General features: G+C 63.8%; 13 protein-coding genes. 7 read left to right on the top strand and 6 right to left on the bottom strand.

What is annotated here, in order from left to right; genetic code table 11:
• Positions 1-183 precede the first annotated feature (183 nt).
• From ACTJGZ_RS03200 to aspT, 3 genes are all read left to right on the top strand, one after another.
• The gene (locus tag ACTJGZ_RS03200) at positions 184-1,551 is read left to right on the top strand and encodes an amidohydrolase family protein (protein ID WP_441661502.1); all 1,368 of its coding nucleotides are present in this window, start codon (positions 184-186) and stop codon (positions 1,549-1,551) included.
• 156 nt (positions 1,552-1,707) lie between these two features.
• Positions 1,708-3,108, top strand: coding sequence for a glutamate decarboxylase (locus tag ACTJGZ_RS03195; protein ID WP_441661501.1), 1,401 nt, complete (start codon positions 1,708-1,710; stop codon positions 3,106-3,108).
• A gap of 88 nt (positions 3,109-3,196) precedes the next feature.
• A complete protein-coding gene (gene aspT, locus ACTJGZ_RS03190; RefSeq protein WP_441661500.1) occupies positions 3,197-4,897 on the top strand; it encodes an aspartate-alanine antiporter in 1,701 nt (566 codons plus the stop codon).
• Positions 4,898-4,957: 60 nt separating this feature from the next.
• On the opposite strand, the gene ACTJGZ_RS03185 is transcribed toward aspT, so the two are convergent.
• The 5 genes from ACTJGZ_RS03185 to ACTJGZ_RS03165 are packed head-to-tail and all read right to left on the bottom strand — an operon-like array spanning position 4,958 to position 10,423.
• Positions 4,958-5,638, bottom strand: coding sequence for a MarC family NAAT transporter (locus ACTJGZ_RS03185; protein WP_441661499.1), 681 nt, complete (start codon positions 5,636-5,638; stop codon positions 4,958-4,960).
• A 12-nt stretch (positions 5,639-5,650) separates the two neighbouring features.
• Positions 5,651-7,210, bottom strand: a complete 1,560-nt coding sequence (locus tag ACTJGZ_RS03180; protein WP_441661498.1) for a TolC family protein — start codon at positions 7,208-7,210, stop codon at positions 5,651-5,653.
• Entirely contained in the window at positions 7,200-9,116 is a 1,917-nt protein-coding gene (locus ACTJGZ_RS03175) for an FUSC family protein (RefSeq protein WP_441661497.1), read from the bottom strand. The genes ACTJGZ_RS03180 and ACTJGZ_RS03175 overlap by 11 nt, the downstream gene beginning before the upstream one ends.
• Complete coding sequence (gene mdtN / locus ACTJGZ_RS03170) at positions 9,100-10,152, bottom strand: multidrug transporter subunit MdtN (RefSeq protein ID WP_441661496.1); 1,053 nt, start codon at positions 10,150-10,152, stop codon at positions 9,100-9,102. The genes ACTJGZ_RS03175 and mdtN overlap by 17 nt, the downstream gene beginning before the upstream one ends.
• A 1-nt stretch (position 10,153) precedes the next feature.
• Positions 10,154-10,423 carry a YtcA family lipoprotein gene (locus ACTJGZ_RS03165; protein ID WP_441661495.1) on the bottom strand — a complete coding sequence of 90 codons (270 nt, stop codon included), beginning with the start codon at positions 10,421-10,423 and terminating at the stop codon, positions 10,154-10,156.
• 369 nt (positions 10,424-10,792) lie between these two features.
• Between ACTJGZ_RS03165 and ACTJGZ_RS03160 the strand changes: the two genes are divergently transcribed.
• Positions 10,793-11,671, top strand: coding sequence for a LysR substrate-binding domain-containing protein (locus ACTJGZ_RS03160; protein WP_441661494.1), 879 nt, complete (start codon positions 10,793-10,795; stop codon positions 11,669-11,671).
• A 29-nt stretch (positions 11,672-11,700) separates the two neighbouring features.
• On the opposite strand, the gene phnX is transcribed toward ACTJGZ_RS03160, so the two are convergent.
• On the bottom strand, positions 11,701-12,558 hold the full coding sequence (phnX, locus tag ACTJGZ_RS03155; RefSeq protein ID WP_441661493.1) for a phosphonoacetaldehyde hydrolase: 858 nt from the start codon (positions 12,556-12,558) through the stop codon (positions 11,701-11,703).
• 329 nt (positions 12,559-12,887) lie between these two features.
• Between phnX and ACTJGZ_RS03150 the strand changes: the two genes are divergently transcribed.
• The 3 genes from ACTJGZ_RS03150 (at position 12,888) to ACTJGZ_RS03140 (ending at position 15,184) form a co-directional block, all read left to right on the top strand.
• Entirely contained in the window at positions 12,888-13,190 is a 303-nt protein-coding gene (locus ACTJGZ_RS03150) for a putative hemolysin (protein WP_441661492.1), read from the top strand.
• Between the two features lie 125 nt (positions 13,191-13,315).
• Positions 13,316-13,930: a TetR/AcrR family transcriptional regulator gene (locus ACTJGZ_RS03145; RefSeq protein ID WP_441661491.1), complete on the top strand. Its 615-nt coding sequence runs from the start codon at positions 13,316-13,318 to the stop codon at positions 13,928-13,930.
• Between the two features lie 9 nt (positions 13,931-13,939).
• On the top strand, positions 13,940-15,184 hold the full coding sequence (locus ACTJGZ_RS03140) for a multidrug effflux MFS transporter (RefSeq protein ID WP_441661490.1): 1,245 nt from the start codon (positions 13,940-13,942) through the stop codon (positions 15,182-15,184).
• Positions 15,185-15,202: the final 18 nt, after the last annotated feature.

The raw sequence follows: 15,202 nt of genomic DNA, 5'->3' as shown, positions 1-15,202 counted from the left end.
AACAGTCATTGAGGTTTGCATGGCAGAGCCGGCAATAGATAAGGAGCAGGGCGGATGTATTTGTCGCATGCGGTGAATGGGCACAGGCCTTCCGTACTCAGCAAGCGGGCAGGCCTTGCGCCTCATCCCGGGTCTTGCCGGTGCGGTTGTGTCGGGGCAGTGGCGCGTTGGGCGTACCGGCGCATGGCTGCGGATCTGACGTACCGGCTGGCAGCGCAAGGCCAGGCGGCGGCTGCCACGCCTTTTCTCAAGTTCCGCGCGGACAGCGCCTTTTCGGATCAGCCCCGCCAAAGCCAGCGCCCGGTCGTCCTGACCAACCTGCGTTTATTCGATGGCACCACGGCGGCGCTGCGTGACGGGGTGAATGTCCGGATCGCCGGGGATCGCATCCAGGCTATCGTTCCTGCCGGCGATGCGCTGGGTGACGATGTCGAAGTCATAGATTGTGGGGGCCGGGTGGTCATGCCTGGCCTGATCGACGCGCACTGGCATTCGACGTTGTGCGGCGTGTCGGAACTCGAAGCGATGACGGCCGATGTGGCCTTCCTGCATCTGGTGGCGGCCCGAGAGGCCCAGAACACGCTGATGCGCGGTTTCACGACAGTGCGGGATGCTGGCGGCCCCAGTTTTGCGCTCAAGCGCGCCATTGACGAGGGCGTGGTGTTCGGGCCGCGCATTTTCCCGTCGGGCGCCATGATTTCCCAGACGTCCGGCCATGGGGATTTCCGCATGCGCTATGACGTCACGGAAAACGCGGGCCTGCCCAGCCATGGCGAGCGTGCCGGCATGTCGGTGCTGGCCGACGGGGCGGACGCCGTGCTGCGCCGCGCGCGCGAACAATTGATGCTGGGCGCGTCGCAATTGAAGATGATGGCAGGCGGTGGCGTGACCTCGGTTTACGACCCGCTGGAGAGCCTGCAATTCACCGATGCCGAACTGCGCGCCGGGGTGGCGGCAGCGCGGGATTGGGGCACTTACGTCATGGTGCACGTTTATACCGCCGCCGGAATAGAGCGCGCGGTACAGGCAGGCGTCCGTTCCATTGAACATGGCCAGCTGACCGACGAGAAAACGGCCAAGCTGATGGCCGATAACGGCGTCTGGTGGAGTTTGCAGCCCTTCCTGGGGGATGAGGATGCCAACCCGCACGCAGACCCGCGCAGCCACGCCAAGCAGATGATGGTGGCGCAAGGCACTGTGCGCGCCTATGAGTTCGCCCAGCACCTGAAAGTGAAGACGGCCTGGGGCACGGATATCCTTTTTTCGCCTGAGACTTTGCCCCGCCACGGGCACATGCTGGCCAAGATGACGCGTTTCTATGCGCCGCTGGAGGCCTTGCGCATCGCAACCGGCCAGAACGGCGAGCTGGTGGGCATGTCGGGCGCGCGTAACAGCTATCCCGGCCAGGTCGGTGTGCTGGCGCAGGACGCGATGGCCGACCTGCTGGTGGTCGATGGGGATCCGGCTGCCAATCTGGATTTCCTGACGCAGCCTGAGCAGTCATTGCGGCTGATTATGAAGGATGGCAAGATTTACAAGAGTTCCCTGTAGTTCCCTTGTTGTATCCAGGGCCGGAGGGGCGCGTTGCGCGCCTGCTGCGACGCCTGGGTTGCTGTAGTCCGCTGGCCGTTGTCGCTGTACCCGGCCTCAGGGGTTGGGAGATTTTCGGCAGCAGGTATCTTTAATCCATTTTGCTGAGAGGTTGCTATGCCTTTGCATGAAAAAAATACGGTGCGTGAAACGCTGCTGGATGACGTTTATGCCGCCACAGACCTGTCGGTTTCCATGCCGAAGTACAAATTTCCCGCCAAGGAACACGCTCCCCGGCATGCTTACCAGGTCGTGCATGACGAGTTGATGATGGACGGCAACTCGCGCCAGAACCTGGCGACGTTTTGCCAGACCTGGGTCGATGAGGAAATCCATAAACTGATGGATGAGTCGATCGACAAGAACATGATCGACAAGGATGAGTACCCGCAGACGGCTGAGATCGAAGCGCGCTGCGTGCACATGATCGCCGATCTGTGGCATTCCCCCGATGCGGCCAATACCATGGGCTGCTCGACGACGGGTTCGTCCGAAGCCGCGATGCTGGGCGGCCTGGCGCTCAAATGGGCGTGGCGCAAAAAGCGCCTGGCGGCTGGTAAGTCGGCTGACAAACCGAACCTGATCTGCGGCCCGGTGCAGATTTGCTGGCATAAATTCGCGCGCTATTTCGATGTGGAGCTGCGTGAGATCCCGATGGAAAACGGCCGCCTCATCATGACGCCGGAAGAAGTGCTCAAGCGTGTCGATGAAAATACCATCGGCGTGGTGCCCACGCTGGGCGTGACCTTTACTTGCGATTACGAGCCGGTCAAGGCCGTGCACGATGCGCTCGACAAGCTGCAGAAGGATACCGGGCTGGATATCCCCATTCACGTTGATGGCGCCAGCGGCGGCTTCCTGGCGCCGTTCTGCGCGCCGGACCTGGAATGGGACTTCCGCCTGCCGCGCGTGGTCTCCATCAATACGTCCGGCCACAAATTCGGCCTGGCGCCGCTGGGGGTGGGCTGGGTCGTGTGGCGCGATGCCGCGCACCTGCCTGAGGAACTGATCTTCAACGTGAACTACCTGGGCGGCAACATGCCGACCTTTGCGTTGAACTTCTCGCGCCCTGGCGGCCAGATCGTGGCGCAGTACTACAACTTCCTGCGCCTGGGCCGTGAAGGTTATACCAAGGTGCAGAGCGCGTGCTACGACACGGCGCAGTACCTGGCTGCGGAAATCGGCAAGATGGGCCCGTTCGAAATCATTTTCGACGGCAATCCCAAGAAGGGGATTCCCGCGCTGTGCTGGAAGCTGAAGGAAGGCCAGAAGAACCTGGGCTACAACCTTTACGATCTGGCGGATCGCCTGCGCTCGCGCGGCTGGCAGGTGCCGGCTTATTCCATGCCTGCCAACCGTGAAGACCTCGTGGTGCAGCGCATCCTGGTACGTCACGGTGTGAGCCGCGACCTGGCCTCGCTGCTGCTGGAAGATTTCCGCCGCTGCCTGGACTACTTCGCCACGCATCCGGTGTCGGTGCCGGGTGAACAGGACGATTCCGGCGGCTTCCACCACTAATCCGTTGTCCGTTTATCTGTGAGCATTCCCTGGCCCATTCCCGTGGGCCAGGGTTTTCCATTTCTGCATGGCAAAAGGAAGCTTGAACATGATGGTATGGACATGGATTGCAGAGACCTTACGGTCCTATCCCGAGCTGGCGATCTTTCTGGCGCTGGCCCTGGGCTTCTGGATAGGCTCCTGGAAAATGGGCGGTTTCAGCCTGGGGGCGGTGACTGGCACCTTGCTGGCCGGTGTCGTGATCGGACAACTGGGCATAGATATCTCGCCCCAGATCAAATCCATCTTCTTCATCATGTTTCTGTTTGCGGTCGGCTTTGGCGTCGGGCCGCAATTCGTGCGCGGCGTGGCCAGTGACGGCTTGCCGCAAGCCATTTTTGCTGTCGTGATTTCCTGCCTGTGCCTGCTGTCGGTCTATGTGGCCTCGGTGCTGGCGGGGTATGGGCCAGGGCTGGCCACCGGCCTGCTGGCAGGTTCGCAGACGATTTCCGCGTCCATCGGGCTGGCGACCGACGCCTTGAATCGCATGGGCGAGTCCGCCGCCGTGATCCAGGCCGAGCTGGACCAGATTCCCGTCGCCTATGCCGTGACCTATCTGTTCGGGACGGTGGGGACTGGCTGGATTGTCGCGTTTCTGGGCCCCAAACTGCTGGGCATCAATATTGCGGCGGAGTGCCAGCGCTATGAAAAGGAAATGTCCGTAGGCGAGCCGGAGGAAGGGATAGAGTCCGCCTGGCATCAGTTCGCCATGCGTGCCTTCCGCTTGCATCAGGCAGGCGTCATCGCTGGCCGGACGGTGGGCGAGGCCCAGGGCGAGTTCGGCTCGGCGGAGCGCCTGGTGCTGGAACGCCTGCAGCGTGACGGCAAAACGATAGAGTTTGATGACGATACCTTGCTGGCCGTCGGGGATGTGCTGGTGGTGTCCGGGCCGCACGAGGCGCTGATTGCCTGGTCCAATCTGGCTGAAGAAGTGGCGGACAAGGACTTGCTCAATATTCCCATGGAGCGGGTCGATGTCATCGTGACGCAAAAGAGCGTGGACGGCCGCACCTTGATTGAGCTGTCCCGGGAGCGTTTTGCCCGGGGGGTGTTCGTGCACCGCATTCGCCGCGGTTCCATGGGGGTGGATATCCCCGTGCAGGCGCAGACCCAGTTGCAGCGCGGCGATATCGTGACGATCAGCGGCGGCAAGAAGCATGTGCAGACGGTGGCCGTGGCGGTAGGCTATGCCGACCGTCCCACCAGTGTTACGGACATGGTGCTGCTAGGTTCCGGTATTGTGTTGGGCGGCCTGATCGGCGCGATTGTGATACCAGTCGGTGGCGTGCCCATCACCTTATCAACTTCAGGGGGCGCCTTGATTTCCGGCCTGATTTTCGGCTGGCTGCGCAGCTTCACCCCCAAGCTGGGGAGTGTGCCCAGCGCGACGGTCTGGTTCATGAACTCGGTGGGCCTGAATGTGTTCATCGCGGTGGTGGGCATTTCCGCCGGCCCCACGTTTATCGCCGGCCTGCAGCAGATAGGGGTGGAAATGTTCCTGTGGGGGCTGTTTGCCACGGGCGTGCCCATGATTCTGGCGCCCTTGATCGGCAAGTACATCTTCCGCTTTGATCCGGCCATCAATCTGGGCTGCTGCGGCGGGGCGCGTACCAGTACCGCGTCGGTTGCCATGGTGGCAGAGGTGGCCAAGAGCAATGTGCCCATGCTGGGCTATACCGTGCCATATGCCGTCAGCAATACCTTGCTGACCTTATGGGGCATGGTGATCGTGCTGCTGATCGGGATTTGAATGCCAGGGGCCCGGGCCTGGGTTGGCCGGGCCCCTTTTCAGGCGGGGGCGTCTGGCGGCTCAGGCCACGGTCTGTTCAGCAATGACGGCTAGCACGCCGTCGATGACGAATTGCACGCCCATGCAGACCATCAGGAAGCCCATGATGCGGGAAATGGCATCGACGCCACTGCCGCCGATCAGGGTGAAGAGCTTGCTGGAAAAACGCAGGCAGAGCCAGAACAACAGGCCAATCAGGACCGCCACGGCGATTGGCGCAGTATGAATTGCCCAGGCCGGGTAATCGGTGCTGCCATGGATGCGGGCCGCCAGGCTGATGACGACGGCGATGGCGCCCGGCCCGGCGGTGCCGGGCATGGCCAGCGGCACGAAGGCAATGCTGGGCTGTGTGGTCTGGCGCTGGGCTTCGCGGGTTTTGTCCGCTTCCGGGATGTCGGTGACCGAACTGGACGGGAACAGCATGGTGAAGCCCAGGAAGGTAATGATGAGGCCGCCGGCGATGCGCATGCCCGGCACGGAAATGCCGAAGGAATGCATGATCCATGACCCGGCGTAATAGGCGACGCAGAGAATGGCGATGACATAAATGGTCGCGCGCCGGATTTCGCGCATGCGGTCCTGGTAGGACAGGCGCTTACCCAGCGCCAGCAGCAGCGACATGGATGTCAGCGGGTTGGCGATTGGCAGCAGCAGCACCAGGCCCAGACTGACCAATTGGAAAAAATCGCGAATTTCGCTCATGTGGCAGGTTCCTCAATGGGCCGGCGTCAGCCGGATTTCCGCGTTATTCAGTTGCCCCAGCGCGAAGGCCAGTGAGGCTGCGGCGATTTGCGCCGCCGCCTGGGCATCGGCTTGGGCGCTACGCGCCACGAGCAAGCCATTGGCGGCTTCCGTGGCGGCGGTGACGGTGCCCAGCCCGAACTTATAGGCTTCCAGCGTAGCGTTGTAGGTCACGCCCGCTGTTTCCACCAGGGTAGTTGCTGCTTCATGGGACTGCAAGGCGGTGTCCAGCGCCGTGGCTGCCAGCGCGATTTCGCGCATGGCGGTATTGCGCAGTTTCTCCAGCGCCGCCCGGGCGACTTGCACGCCATCTTCGGCCTGGCGCAGGCGTGAGCTGCGTAAGCCGCCGTCATACAGCGGGATGGAGACGCCCAGCAGAATACCCCGGGTCGGGCCTTGCTGATTCAGCGAGGGCAGCTTGCCGACATCCAGGTCGCCGCTGCCGTTGGCGTAGGCGGCCGCCATGAACACTTTGGGCAGAAAGGCCGCGCGCGCGCCGTCCACCGCATTTTCGGCGGCCTTGAGCGAGGCGATACTGGCCATGATGTCCGGCCGGTTGGCCAGCGCGCGGCGCAGGACCGCGCCATCAGGCAAATCCTGTGCCGCAGGCAGCGGCAGGCGGGCGCTGCTGCTGATTTGCAGCGGCGTGTCCGGTTCCAGGTTGAGAACGCTCATCATGGCTTGCCTGGCGTTGCGGACGGCGCCAGCGGTGCTGACAACCGACAGGCGCGATTGCGCGACCTGCTGGCGGGCCTGGGCTTCTTCGACAGAGGTGGCAAGCCCGGCTTTGCGTTTGGCCTGGACGGCTTGTTCCACGGCCAGGCTGTTTTCCAGGGACTGCTGGGCGATGGCCTGGCGTTCGCGTGCCGTACCGTATTGGTAGTAAGCCGTCATGACTTCGAAGATGACGGCCTGGTGCACGCTGTTGAACAGGAAGTTGCTGCCCGTTGCCAGATTGCGCGCCGCATCGCGCGCGGAGGCGCGCTCGCCGAAATCGAACAGCAGCCATTCCAGCGCAACCAGCGGGACCACACCATGCACGCTGGTGTCGAGGTGGTAGGTCTGGTTGAGAATTTCCGGCAGGCGCTGGCGCGTCGATTGATAGCCGCCCACGACATAGGCGGTAATCATGGGCAGGAAGGTGGCATCGGCCATGCCTATTGTGTTGGCTGCCTGGCGGGCCTGGTTCCATGCCAGCCGCGTGGCCGGGTTATTGCGCTGCGCCAGGTCGATCAAGTCCGGCAGGTCATAGGTTTGCGCCGGGTCCGGCGCAACCAGATTGGCCAAGGGGTTGTCCGGCGTCTCTTTGGCCTGGCTGGCCTGGCCGTTGCCGCCGGCTGGCTGTTGGGCGCTTGGGCCCTGGATCGCCAGTTCGCGCCATGAGGCGTCGGGCGCGGGCATATGCCATATCTGCGCGGCGTCGGGCGGCGCGTGGTCGGTGGTATTGGCGCAGGCGCCCAGCAGCGCGCTGCTGGCCAGCAGCGCCAGCCGCCAGTGGCAGCGCCAGAAGGCGGGCGCGTGATTAACGGCCATTGATCAAGGTCTCCAATCGTTGCACGTTGCGGTCCAGGCTGCGGGATTCGCCGGGTGTGCCAGGGGGAGGCAGCGGTAATTCGGGCCGTTGCAGGGCAATGACGGCCGCCTGTCGCGATAGGGCTTCCAGGCGCTGCCCCAGTTCCGGGTCGGCGCTGGGTTGCAGCAGCATGTCCAGGCAGGCATTGCGCATGGCTTGCGAGGTTTTGGCGAGACGGCGGACTTCCGTGTTGGACAGGCGCAGTGAATTCGGTTCATAGCCCGCCAGTTCCAGCGAATAGCGCGTATCGGCGACTTTGCTGGCCAGGCTGGCGGCTTCGGCCAGCAGGGCGCTGTGCTCTTGTTCCACAGGCTGGCCGGGGCGGGGCATGCAGGCCATGCGCGCCAGGCCGCCCAGCGCCCGGCTGGTATTGTCCCAGACCCGCTGGGCGACGCTGACCGGCCAGAATTGGGTGAACATGAAATACACCACGAAGTTGCCGAGCAAGACGCCGATGATACGGTCCAGCGCTGCGCTCATATCGGTGCTGGGGCCGTAGCCGCTCAAGACGGTCAGCAGAAAAGCCAGCGCGATCTGCACGCCGGCATAAGACACCCGGTCACTGCCGACGGCGACCCAGGCGGCAATGAAAGTGCCGGCAAACACCAGCAGCATGACTGCGCCTATGGACGTCATGTGCGGAATGAGGAACAGGATGGAGGCGACCCCCAGCGCGGCGCCAATCAGACAGCCGGTAATCCGCAGGATCAGCTTGTGGGTGGTTTCCGCGACGGAGCCCAGCGCAATGACGTAGCAGGTAATCATTGCGGTATGGATGCCTTGCCAGTCCAGGGCGGTATAGATGCAGTAGCAAGTAATGGCGGCTGCTGTCGTTTTGATGGCGTAGCGCAGGTGCTCCGGGTTGCTGCGGGCATCTGCGCGCATAAAGGATTCCGCCGGGGCGGTGGCGAGCGGATGGTCGGGCGTGCCAACCATGGCCAGCAAGGCTTGCCAGCCTTGCGCCAGCGGCGCGGGGGCGTCGTCGGGCAGTTCGGCTTCCGGGGCGGGAACGGGCTGGCCTGCCGCCAGGGCGCGGGCCGCGGCCCGCGCTTGCTGGGCGACAACTTGGCGCGCCTGGGGGTGCGTATCCGGGTCCGCCGCCAGCATCAGGAAGGCGAGGCGGTAGCTGTCTTGCAGGGCGACGCCGAGACGCCGGGCTTCATCGCGCCGGGCCAGGGCGAACAGGCGTGTGATGCCCCAGCGCTTCATGTGGTCTTCCTGGCCTTCCCAGATCTGGTCACGCAGCCTGGCGCGGTTTTCCGGGTTGGCCTGTTCCAGCCAGTCGGCGATGATCTCCAGGCGTTCGGCGGCGGTCTGGCGCAGGAGCGGCACGGGCTTGCGGCCAATGGTGAAGGACACCAGAGCAATCCACAGCATGGGCATGACGCCCATGAGCCAGGCGAACAGAATGCCGCGCGTGGCCAGTTCAGCGAACGGCACGTCGCTGAGCAGCGTCAGCCCGAAAGCGAGAATCAGCGCAATAATGCCGCCGAGCGCGCCGAGCTTGCTGGCCGAGGCCAGATACAGGAAAACCAGCGACGTCAGCGCAATGGCCAGGATGCGCAGCGGCGGCACCTGTATGGTCCAGCGCGTCAGCATGAACAGCAGGAAGATGACGCCCACGGTCAGGAAACACATGGATAGCGCCAGCAGCAGGCTCTCCGCCGCATCCGGCTTCATAACGAAGAACACCAGATAGCAACTGATGGCGGCTTCCGGAATACCGTAAACCATGGACATCATGCAGGTCAGGGCGCACACCAGCGCCATGCGCCAGGTTTGCGCCATGCGGCCGGGAAACGGCGCCAGGTCTTCCTTTAGTTGCCGCCAGAAGCGCTGCCGGGCGATCTCAGCACTGTTTGCCATGATCGACGATGACGGAAGCGGAAGCGCCGACGCGCATCAGGTCTTCGGGCGGCGCATCCAGCAGGATGCGTACCGGGAAGCGTTGGCCGACGCGCACCCAATTCAGCGCCTTGGGCACATAAGGCAGGTTGCGCGGCAGGTTGATGAGGTCGTCGGAAATCACGCCCCAGCCTATGGATTCCACCACGCCGCGCAAAGGGCGCGAGCGGTCGGCGGCGACATAGACCGTGGCGCAGTCGCCGGGTTGAATGGAATCCAGCTCGGTTTCCAGAAAGGTGGCCGATGCATACCAGTGCGTCGAATCTATCAGCGAGAACGCGGACTGCGCCGGCAACAGATAGTCGCCATGGGCAATGCCCAGCCCGGCGACCCAGCCGTCATTGGGGGCATAGACTTCGGTGTCGCGCAACTGGCGTTCGGCCATGGCCAGGGCGGCGCGGCTTTGCACAACCAGCGCCGTGGCGGCATCGTTGTTGCCGACCAGCACATCAGCGGCGGACTGCTGCGCCAGCGCTTCCCGCAGGCTGGTTTCGGCATTGCGCTTGAGCGTGCTGGCATCTTCGACCTGCTGGGTCGTGACATAGCCTTGCGGGTGCAGCGATTGCAGGCGCTTGAGGGTTTGCGTGGTCTGAGCCAGGTTGATGCGGGCGCGCTGCACTTGTTCAGCGGCAATGACGGCATTCGATTTTTCGGCAGACGTCGCGCGGTTGCGCGTATCCATGCCGGCCTCGGCAACCTGAAGGGCGGCGCGCGCCTGTTCGACCTGCAGGCGGTAGATTTCCGGGTCCAGCGCGAACAGCAGTTCGCCCTTTTCCACCTTGCCGTTTTCCTTGACGTTGAGCTGGATCACGCGGCCAGGTACGGACGGCGCAATACGGGCGATTTCCGCCGTAATGACCGCATCTTCGGACAAGGGCTGGGCCGCCAGGCGCTTGACGTAGGCCCAGCCAGTGACGGCGGCCAGGACCAGGAAAGCAAGGGTGACGAGTACCGCGGGCAAGCGCCGCGTCGCGGGAGCAGGTTTGGCGTTCGGCATGTCAGCGGGAGAAAATCAACAGGGAAGAAAGAAACATGACGGCCAGCGCGAAGGCGACATAGGTCAGGAAGCGTAACGGCAGATGCTCGTCGATGCCGATGCGGATCAGGAAGAACCGCAAGATGACAGCCGTAATGCAGCCGAACGTGGCGCACGCGATCCAGGAAGGGAAATAGGATTCAAAGAGGACGATATAGGGGGCCTGCTGTATGCCGCATCCAGTCAGCAGGAGGCAAGCCAGGACAGCCAGCCGGGAATAGGAAACAGCCATGAGCGCCTTGCGTCTGGGGTCGGATTCGTTACGGGGAAAACAGTGCCCGCGGCCGGTGCCGCCGTGCTGCGATACAGAGTGCGGCGCCAGGATGGCGGCTGCATTCAGATTATCCTGAAATTTATACTACAGTTCGCTTGTCACGGGCTTGTTTGGCAGGGTAAGAGATTGACATTTCTCTATGCTAGGCACAATCGCGCAGCGCACGGGGCAGACTTGGGCCTGGCGCGGGCCGGGCCGGGGTCGGGATCAGGGGCGGGGCAGGGGGCAGGGCCGAATCCGGGCGGAGTGCGTGTCATGGCTCTTGCCCTGAGGATGTGCACGGGTTTTTCCTGGGTTTTTCTCGGGTTTTTCATTTGCAGGGTTTTCATGTCTGCCTCTTACTCACAGCTCAAAGCATTCCATGCCGTGGCGGTACACGGCGGCTTCAGCCGCGCCGCAGAACAGCTCTGCCTGTCCCAGCCAGCGATTTCGGATCAGGTGCGCAAGCTGGAAGCGCATTTTGAAGTGGCCTTGTTCCACCGCAACCGCCGCCAGGTGCGGCTGACAGAAGCCGGGCAGGAACTGCTGGCGATCACACAGCGCATGTTTGCCGCCGAGGCTGAGGCCGATGAGCTGTTGCGCAGCCATGGGGGCCTGCAGCGCGGCAGTTTGTCGCTGAGTGTGGATTCAGCCGTGCATTTGCTGCCGGCGCTGGCATGTTTTACCCGGGCCCATCCGGGTATCCGGCTCAGGCTGGCCACAGGCAATTCGAGCCAGTCGCTGGCGCGCCTGTTTGACTATCAGGCGGATCTGGCCGTGGTCGGCTGGCATCCCGATGACGCCAGGCTGATGAGCTGGCAATTGGCCGAGCATCCGATGGTGGCCTTTGCGGCCGCGGGGCACCCTTGGGCCGAGCGCCGGCAACTGACCTTGGCGGAGCTGGCGGGTTTGCCCCTGATTTTGCGCGAACCGGGTTCCCGGACGCGCCAGGTGCTGGAAGAAGAGATGCAGCGCGCCGGGCTGCGCATCGAACAGGCCATCGAGGTCGAAGGCCGAGAGGCGGTCAGTGAACTGGTGGCGGCTGGCGTGGGCGTAGGGATAGTGTCGGCGGCGGAGCTGGGTGGGGATGCGCGGCTGCGCGCCATCGCGATCCGTGACGGCGTGCGGCAGATGCCAGAATATCTGGTGACGCTGCGCGAACATGAGCCGCGCAGCGTTGTCCGCGCCTTTCTGGCAGCAGTGCGGCAGGCGCAGCCGGTGTCTTGAGTGCGGCGGCGCGGGTCTGCCTGCCGGGCTCAGCCCATGGCGCCCAGAGGGCGGGGGGCGCAGGATTGCGGCATGTCACCGGCCTCCAGACGCTGTTCGATAGCGGTAATGACGGCGGGCAGCTCGGCGATGGTATCTATCATGTAATGGGGCCCGGCTGGCGCCAGCTCGGCGCTGATGCGCGCGCGGGCGGCCTGGCGCTCGGTTTCCGGCAGGGCCAGGTATTGTTCGTGGGTGAGGCCAAGCGCGTTGCCGGACAGCAGCAGCGCGACGCTCCACATGCCGGCGGCGCGGCCTTCGACGATGCCAGGCGCGGTATCGTCCACCTTGACGCAGGCGGCAACATCGCTGATGCCCAGCGCAATGGCATTTGCCAGAGCCTGGGACGGGAAAGGCCGGCCGCGGGGGACGTCATCGGCCGCCACGATATGGTCGGCGTGATAGCCGCTGGCCCGGGCGTTGGCGGCGACTTTCTCCATGACGATAGCGGGATAGCCTGAGCAGGACCCGATGGCAATGCCTTGCGCGCGCAGGCTGGCAATGACGGGCAGCGTGCCCGGAATGAGATCCGAGTATTGGCCGATTTTTTCGATTTGCAGCGGCATGAAGCGTTCATAGATGCGCGTGACGTCGCTGTCATCCGGCGCGTGGCCATGGCGCTCGGCATAGCGCGCTGCAATGGCCGGGTCGTCGCACAAGGCGCGGATGTGGTCCCATTTGCCCCGGCCCATGGGGCCGCGCGCTTGCGCCAGTGTGAGCGGGACGCCGAATTCGGCAAAGGCTTCGACGAAGACCTGGGTAGGCGCGAACGAGCCGAAATCGACAGTCGTGCCGGCCCAGTCAAGAATCACGCATTCAATTTTCCGGGGGGCTTGGTAAGCGGCCATATCGGTTCCATGCTGAATTGGATAACGGCGCGTATCTCATCAGATTCCCGGCAGCCAGGGAAATCGTTTTTTCGGATATCAGACATAAGCCGCGGATGCGCGTCGGCCATGAGTTATTAGGCTATCTTTTTGATATAAAACGGTTTTGTGGAATCTCTGCAAGGGAGAGCGGCGCAGGCAGGCCCGGTGTTGTCATGCGCGTGTCACGAATAATTCATGCAGCGGTCATGCGCCGGGGCCGGGTGTGGCGCAAGGCGGGGTGAGTTCTACGATAATGCGCATGTGCCGGGGCAGTTGCGCTGGCCTGTCGCGTTTTCCTGGGGAGAAACATGCCTGGAGTTTCATTTGCCGGCCGGCGTGCCGGTTTGTGCGCAGCGGCGTTCGCGGCGCTGGGCGCCGTGTTGCTGGCCGCTTGCGGCGCGTCTGGCGGGTCTCAGGGGGAGGCGGATGAGGCCGCCAGCCTGCCCAATCCGGCATCCGAGTATTGCGAGGAAAAAGGCGGAACGGTCTCCATTGCCGAGACCCCGGCTGGGCAGGTCGGAATCTGTCACTTCCCGGATGGCAGCAGCATAGACGAGTGGGCGCAGTACCGCCGGGACTTCCCGGAAGCCGTGGAGATCGACAAGCCCTGACACCAGGCCCGCCGCGCGGCAAGCGGACAGCGGCACAGCTGTTGCCGCTTCATTTTTGGATTGACAGCCTACCTATCGGTAGGTAGGATGCGTGCCGCAGCCTAACGCTGCGCACGGGAGCAAGCATGCCTGAATCCATACCTGAACGGACGCCCGCGGCAGAACGGATCTGCCAGGCGGCTGTCGAGCATTTTGCCGATCGTGGCTATGACGCTGCATCGCTCAATGAGATTGCCGAAGCAGTGGCGATACGCAAAGCGTCGCTGTATTCGCACTTTTCCGGCAAGGACGAGCTGTACCTGGCGATCTTTGATGATGCCATCCAGCTGGAAAGTGATTATGCGCAGCGCTGCCTGGCCGCCGAGCGGGGCAAGGAGCTGCCTGGCGCGCGATATTGCGCCGGCATGGCCAGGCGTTACAGCCAGTCTGCCCATCTGCGCTTTTTGCTGAAGGCGGCATACCTTTCGCCCCGGCATCTGCAGGCGCGCATGGATGCCAGCTATGAGCGCTATCTGGGCCTGTTGCTGGAAGGTTTCAAACAGCGGCTGCTGGCTTGGGCCGAAGGCCAGGTGCTGGCGCCAGCCAGCGTCAGGCTCTACGGGCAGGCTTACCTGGGGATTGTCGATAGCCTGCATGTCAGGCTGGTCTATGCCGGCAGTGAAAAGTTCGCCGCCCGCTGGCAGGCCATGAAACATATTTTCGAGCATACGCTGCGGCAGGCCGTGGCGGAGCAAGCGTAGTCGGAGTCCATGATGCAACGTTCCTCACCGCCCGTACCGGGCGCTACCATTGGCATGGCGCTGGTCGTCCTGCTGGCCATGTTGACCGCCCTGGATGCCATGGCCATCGACATGTATTTGCCCGGGATGCCGGCCATTGGCGCCGAGCTGGGCATTTCCGATGGCGAAGTGCAGCAGACGCTGGCGATTTTCCTGATCGGCCTGGCATTCGGCCAGGGGCTGTACGGGCCGCTGCTCGATAGTTTCGGGCGCCGTGCGCCTTTGCTGGCAGGGGTGCTGCTGTTCGTGTTCGGCTCCATCGTGGCGGCTTTGGCGCCTTCCATAGAATGGCTGATGGCCGCGCGTTTCCTGCAGGCGCTGGGCGCGGCGGCGGGCCTGGTGGCGCCGCGCGCCATTGTGGCAGACCGTTGCAGCGTCAATGAATCCGCGCGCATTTTCTCGGTGCTGATGCAGGTCATGATGCTGGCGCCGATTCTCGCGCCTGTGCTGGGCGGCTTTCTGCTGCAGCATGGCAGCTGGCGCAACATCTTCTGGGCCCTGGCCACGCTGGGCATGATAGGGGTGCTGTGGGGCTGGCGCAGCCTGCCGGAAAGCCTGCCCGTCACGGCGCGCGCGCCACTGCGGCCGCGGGCGATTGCCACGGCCTACGGCAGGCAACTGGCAGCGCCGGTGTTCATGGCCTATGTGCTGGCTGGCGGTTTTGTCCTGGGGGCATTGTTTACCTATATCAGCGGCGCGCCCTTTGTCTTCACGCAGCATTACGCGCTGGATCCGCAGCAGTTCAGCTATCTGTTCGCCTCGAATGCCGTGTGTCTGGTGCTGTTCGGCGCGGCAGCCAATGCCATGCTCAAGCGCGGGGCCACGGAGCAGCGCGGCATGTATCTCGGGCTGGCGCTGCATACGCTGGCCGGGGCCGCCTTGTGGCTGGCGGCGGGCGTGCTGGCGTTGCCGCTGTGGGCTTATGCCGCCATGCTGGCGCTGGCGATAGGTTCGCTGGGCCTGGTCTTTGGCAACCTGACGGCGCTCACCATGGCGCAATCCGGGCCGCAGGCAGGGCTGGCGTCGGCATTGATGGGCATGCTGCAGTACCTGTTGTCTGCTGTCGTCGGCTATGTGGTCAGTTTCGCGGGCACGCCTTTGCTGTCCTTGCCCGCCACCATCGCTATTTGCGGCGCCTTGGCGATACTGTGCTGCCTGGCAGCGCAAGCCATGCGCGGCCGTTCGCGCCAGGCGGCAGCGGCGGGCCAGGCCTAGCGGCGCGGGACGCGCCCG

It is taken from the genome of Kerstersia sp. (assembly GCF_052103615.1).
Classification (GTDB): domain Bacteria; phylum Pseudomonadota; class Gammaproteobacteria; order Burkholderiales; family Burkholderiaceae_B; genus Kerstersia.
Note: the sequence above shows the minus strand (reverse complement) of the source record. Positions and strands in the feature narration are given on the sequence as shown.

Excerpts from the sequence above, each read along its gene's own strand:
- ACTJGZ_RS03200 (WP_441661502.1), top strand. The coding sequence starts at position 184 with ATGGCTGCGGATCTGACGTACCGGCTGGCAGCGCAAGGCCAGGCGGCG.
- ACTJGZ_RS03195 (WP_441661501.1), top strand. The coding sequence starts at position 1,708 with ATGCCTTTGCATGAAAAAAATACGGTGCGTGAAACGCTGCTGGATGAC.
- aspT (WP_441661500.1), top strand. The coding sequence starts at position 3,197 with ATGATGGTATGGACATGGATTGCAGAGACCTTACGGTCCTATCCCGAG.
- ACTJGZ_RS03185 (WP_441661499.1), bottom strand. The coding sequence starts at position 5,638 with ATGAGCGAAATTCGCGATTTTTTCCAATTGGTCAGTCTGGGCCTGGTG.
- ACTJGZ_RS03180 (WP_441661498.1), bottom strand. The coding sequence starts at position 7,210 with ATGGCCGTTAATCACGCGCCCGCCTTCTGGCGCTGCCACTGGCGGCTG.
- ACTJGZ_RS03175 (WP_441661497.1), bottom strand. The coding sequence starts at position 9,116 with ATGGCAAACAGTGCTGAGATCGCCCGGCAGCGCTTCTGGCGGCAACTA.
- mdtN (WP_441661496.1), bottom strand. The coding sequence starts at position 10,152 with ATGCCGAACGCCAAACCTGCTCCCGCGACGCGGCGCTTGCCCGCGGTA.
- ACTJGZ_RS03165 (WP_441661495.1), bottom strand. The coding sequence starts at position 10,423 with ATGGCTGTTTCCTATTCCCGGCTGGCTGTCCTGGCTTGCCTCCTGCTG.
- ACTJGZ_RS03160 (WP_441661494.1), top strand. The coding sequence starts at position 10,793 with ATGTCTGCCTCTTACTCACAGCTCAAAGCATTCCATGCCGTGGCGGTA.
- phnX (WP_441661493.1), bottom strand. The coding sequence starts at position 12,558 with ATGGCCGCTTACCAAGCCCCCCGGAAAATTGAATGCGTGATTCTTGAC.
- ACTJGZ_RS03150 (WP_441661492.1), top strand. The coding sequence starts at position 12,888 with ATGCCTGGAGTTTCATTTGCCGGCCGGCGTGCCGGTTTGTGCGCAGCG.
- ACTJGZ_RS03145 (WP_441661491.1), top strand. The coding sequence starts at position 13,316 with ATGCCTGAATCCATACCTGAACGGACGCCCGCGGCAGAACGGATCTGC.
- ACTJGZ_RS03140 (WP_441661490.1), top strand. The coding sequence starts at position 13,940 with ATGATGCAACGTTCCTCACCGCCCGTACCGGGCGCTACCATTGGCATG.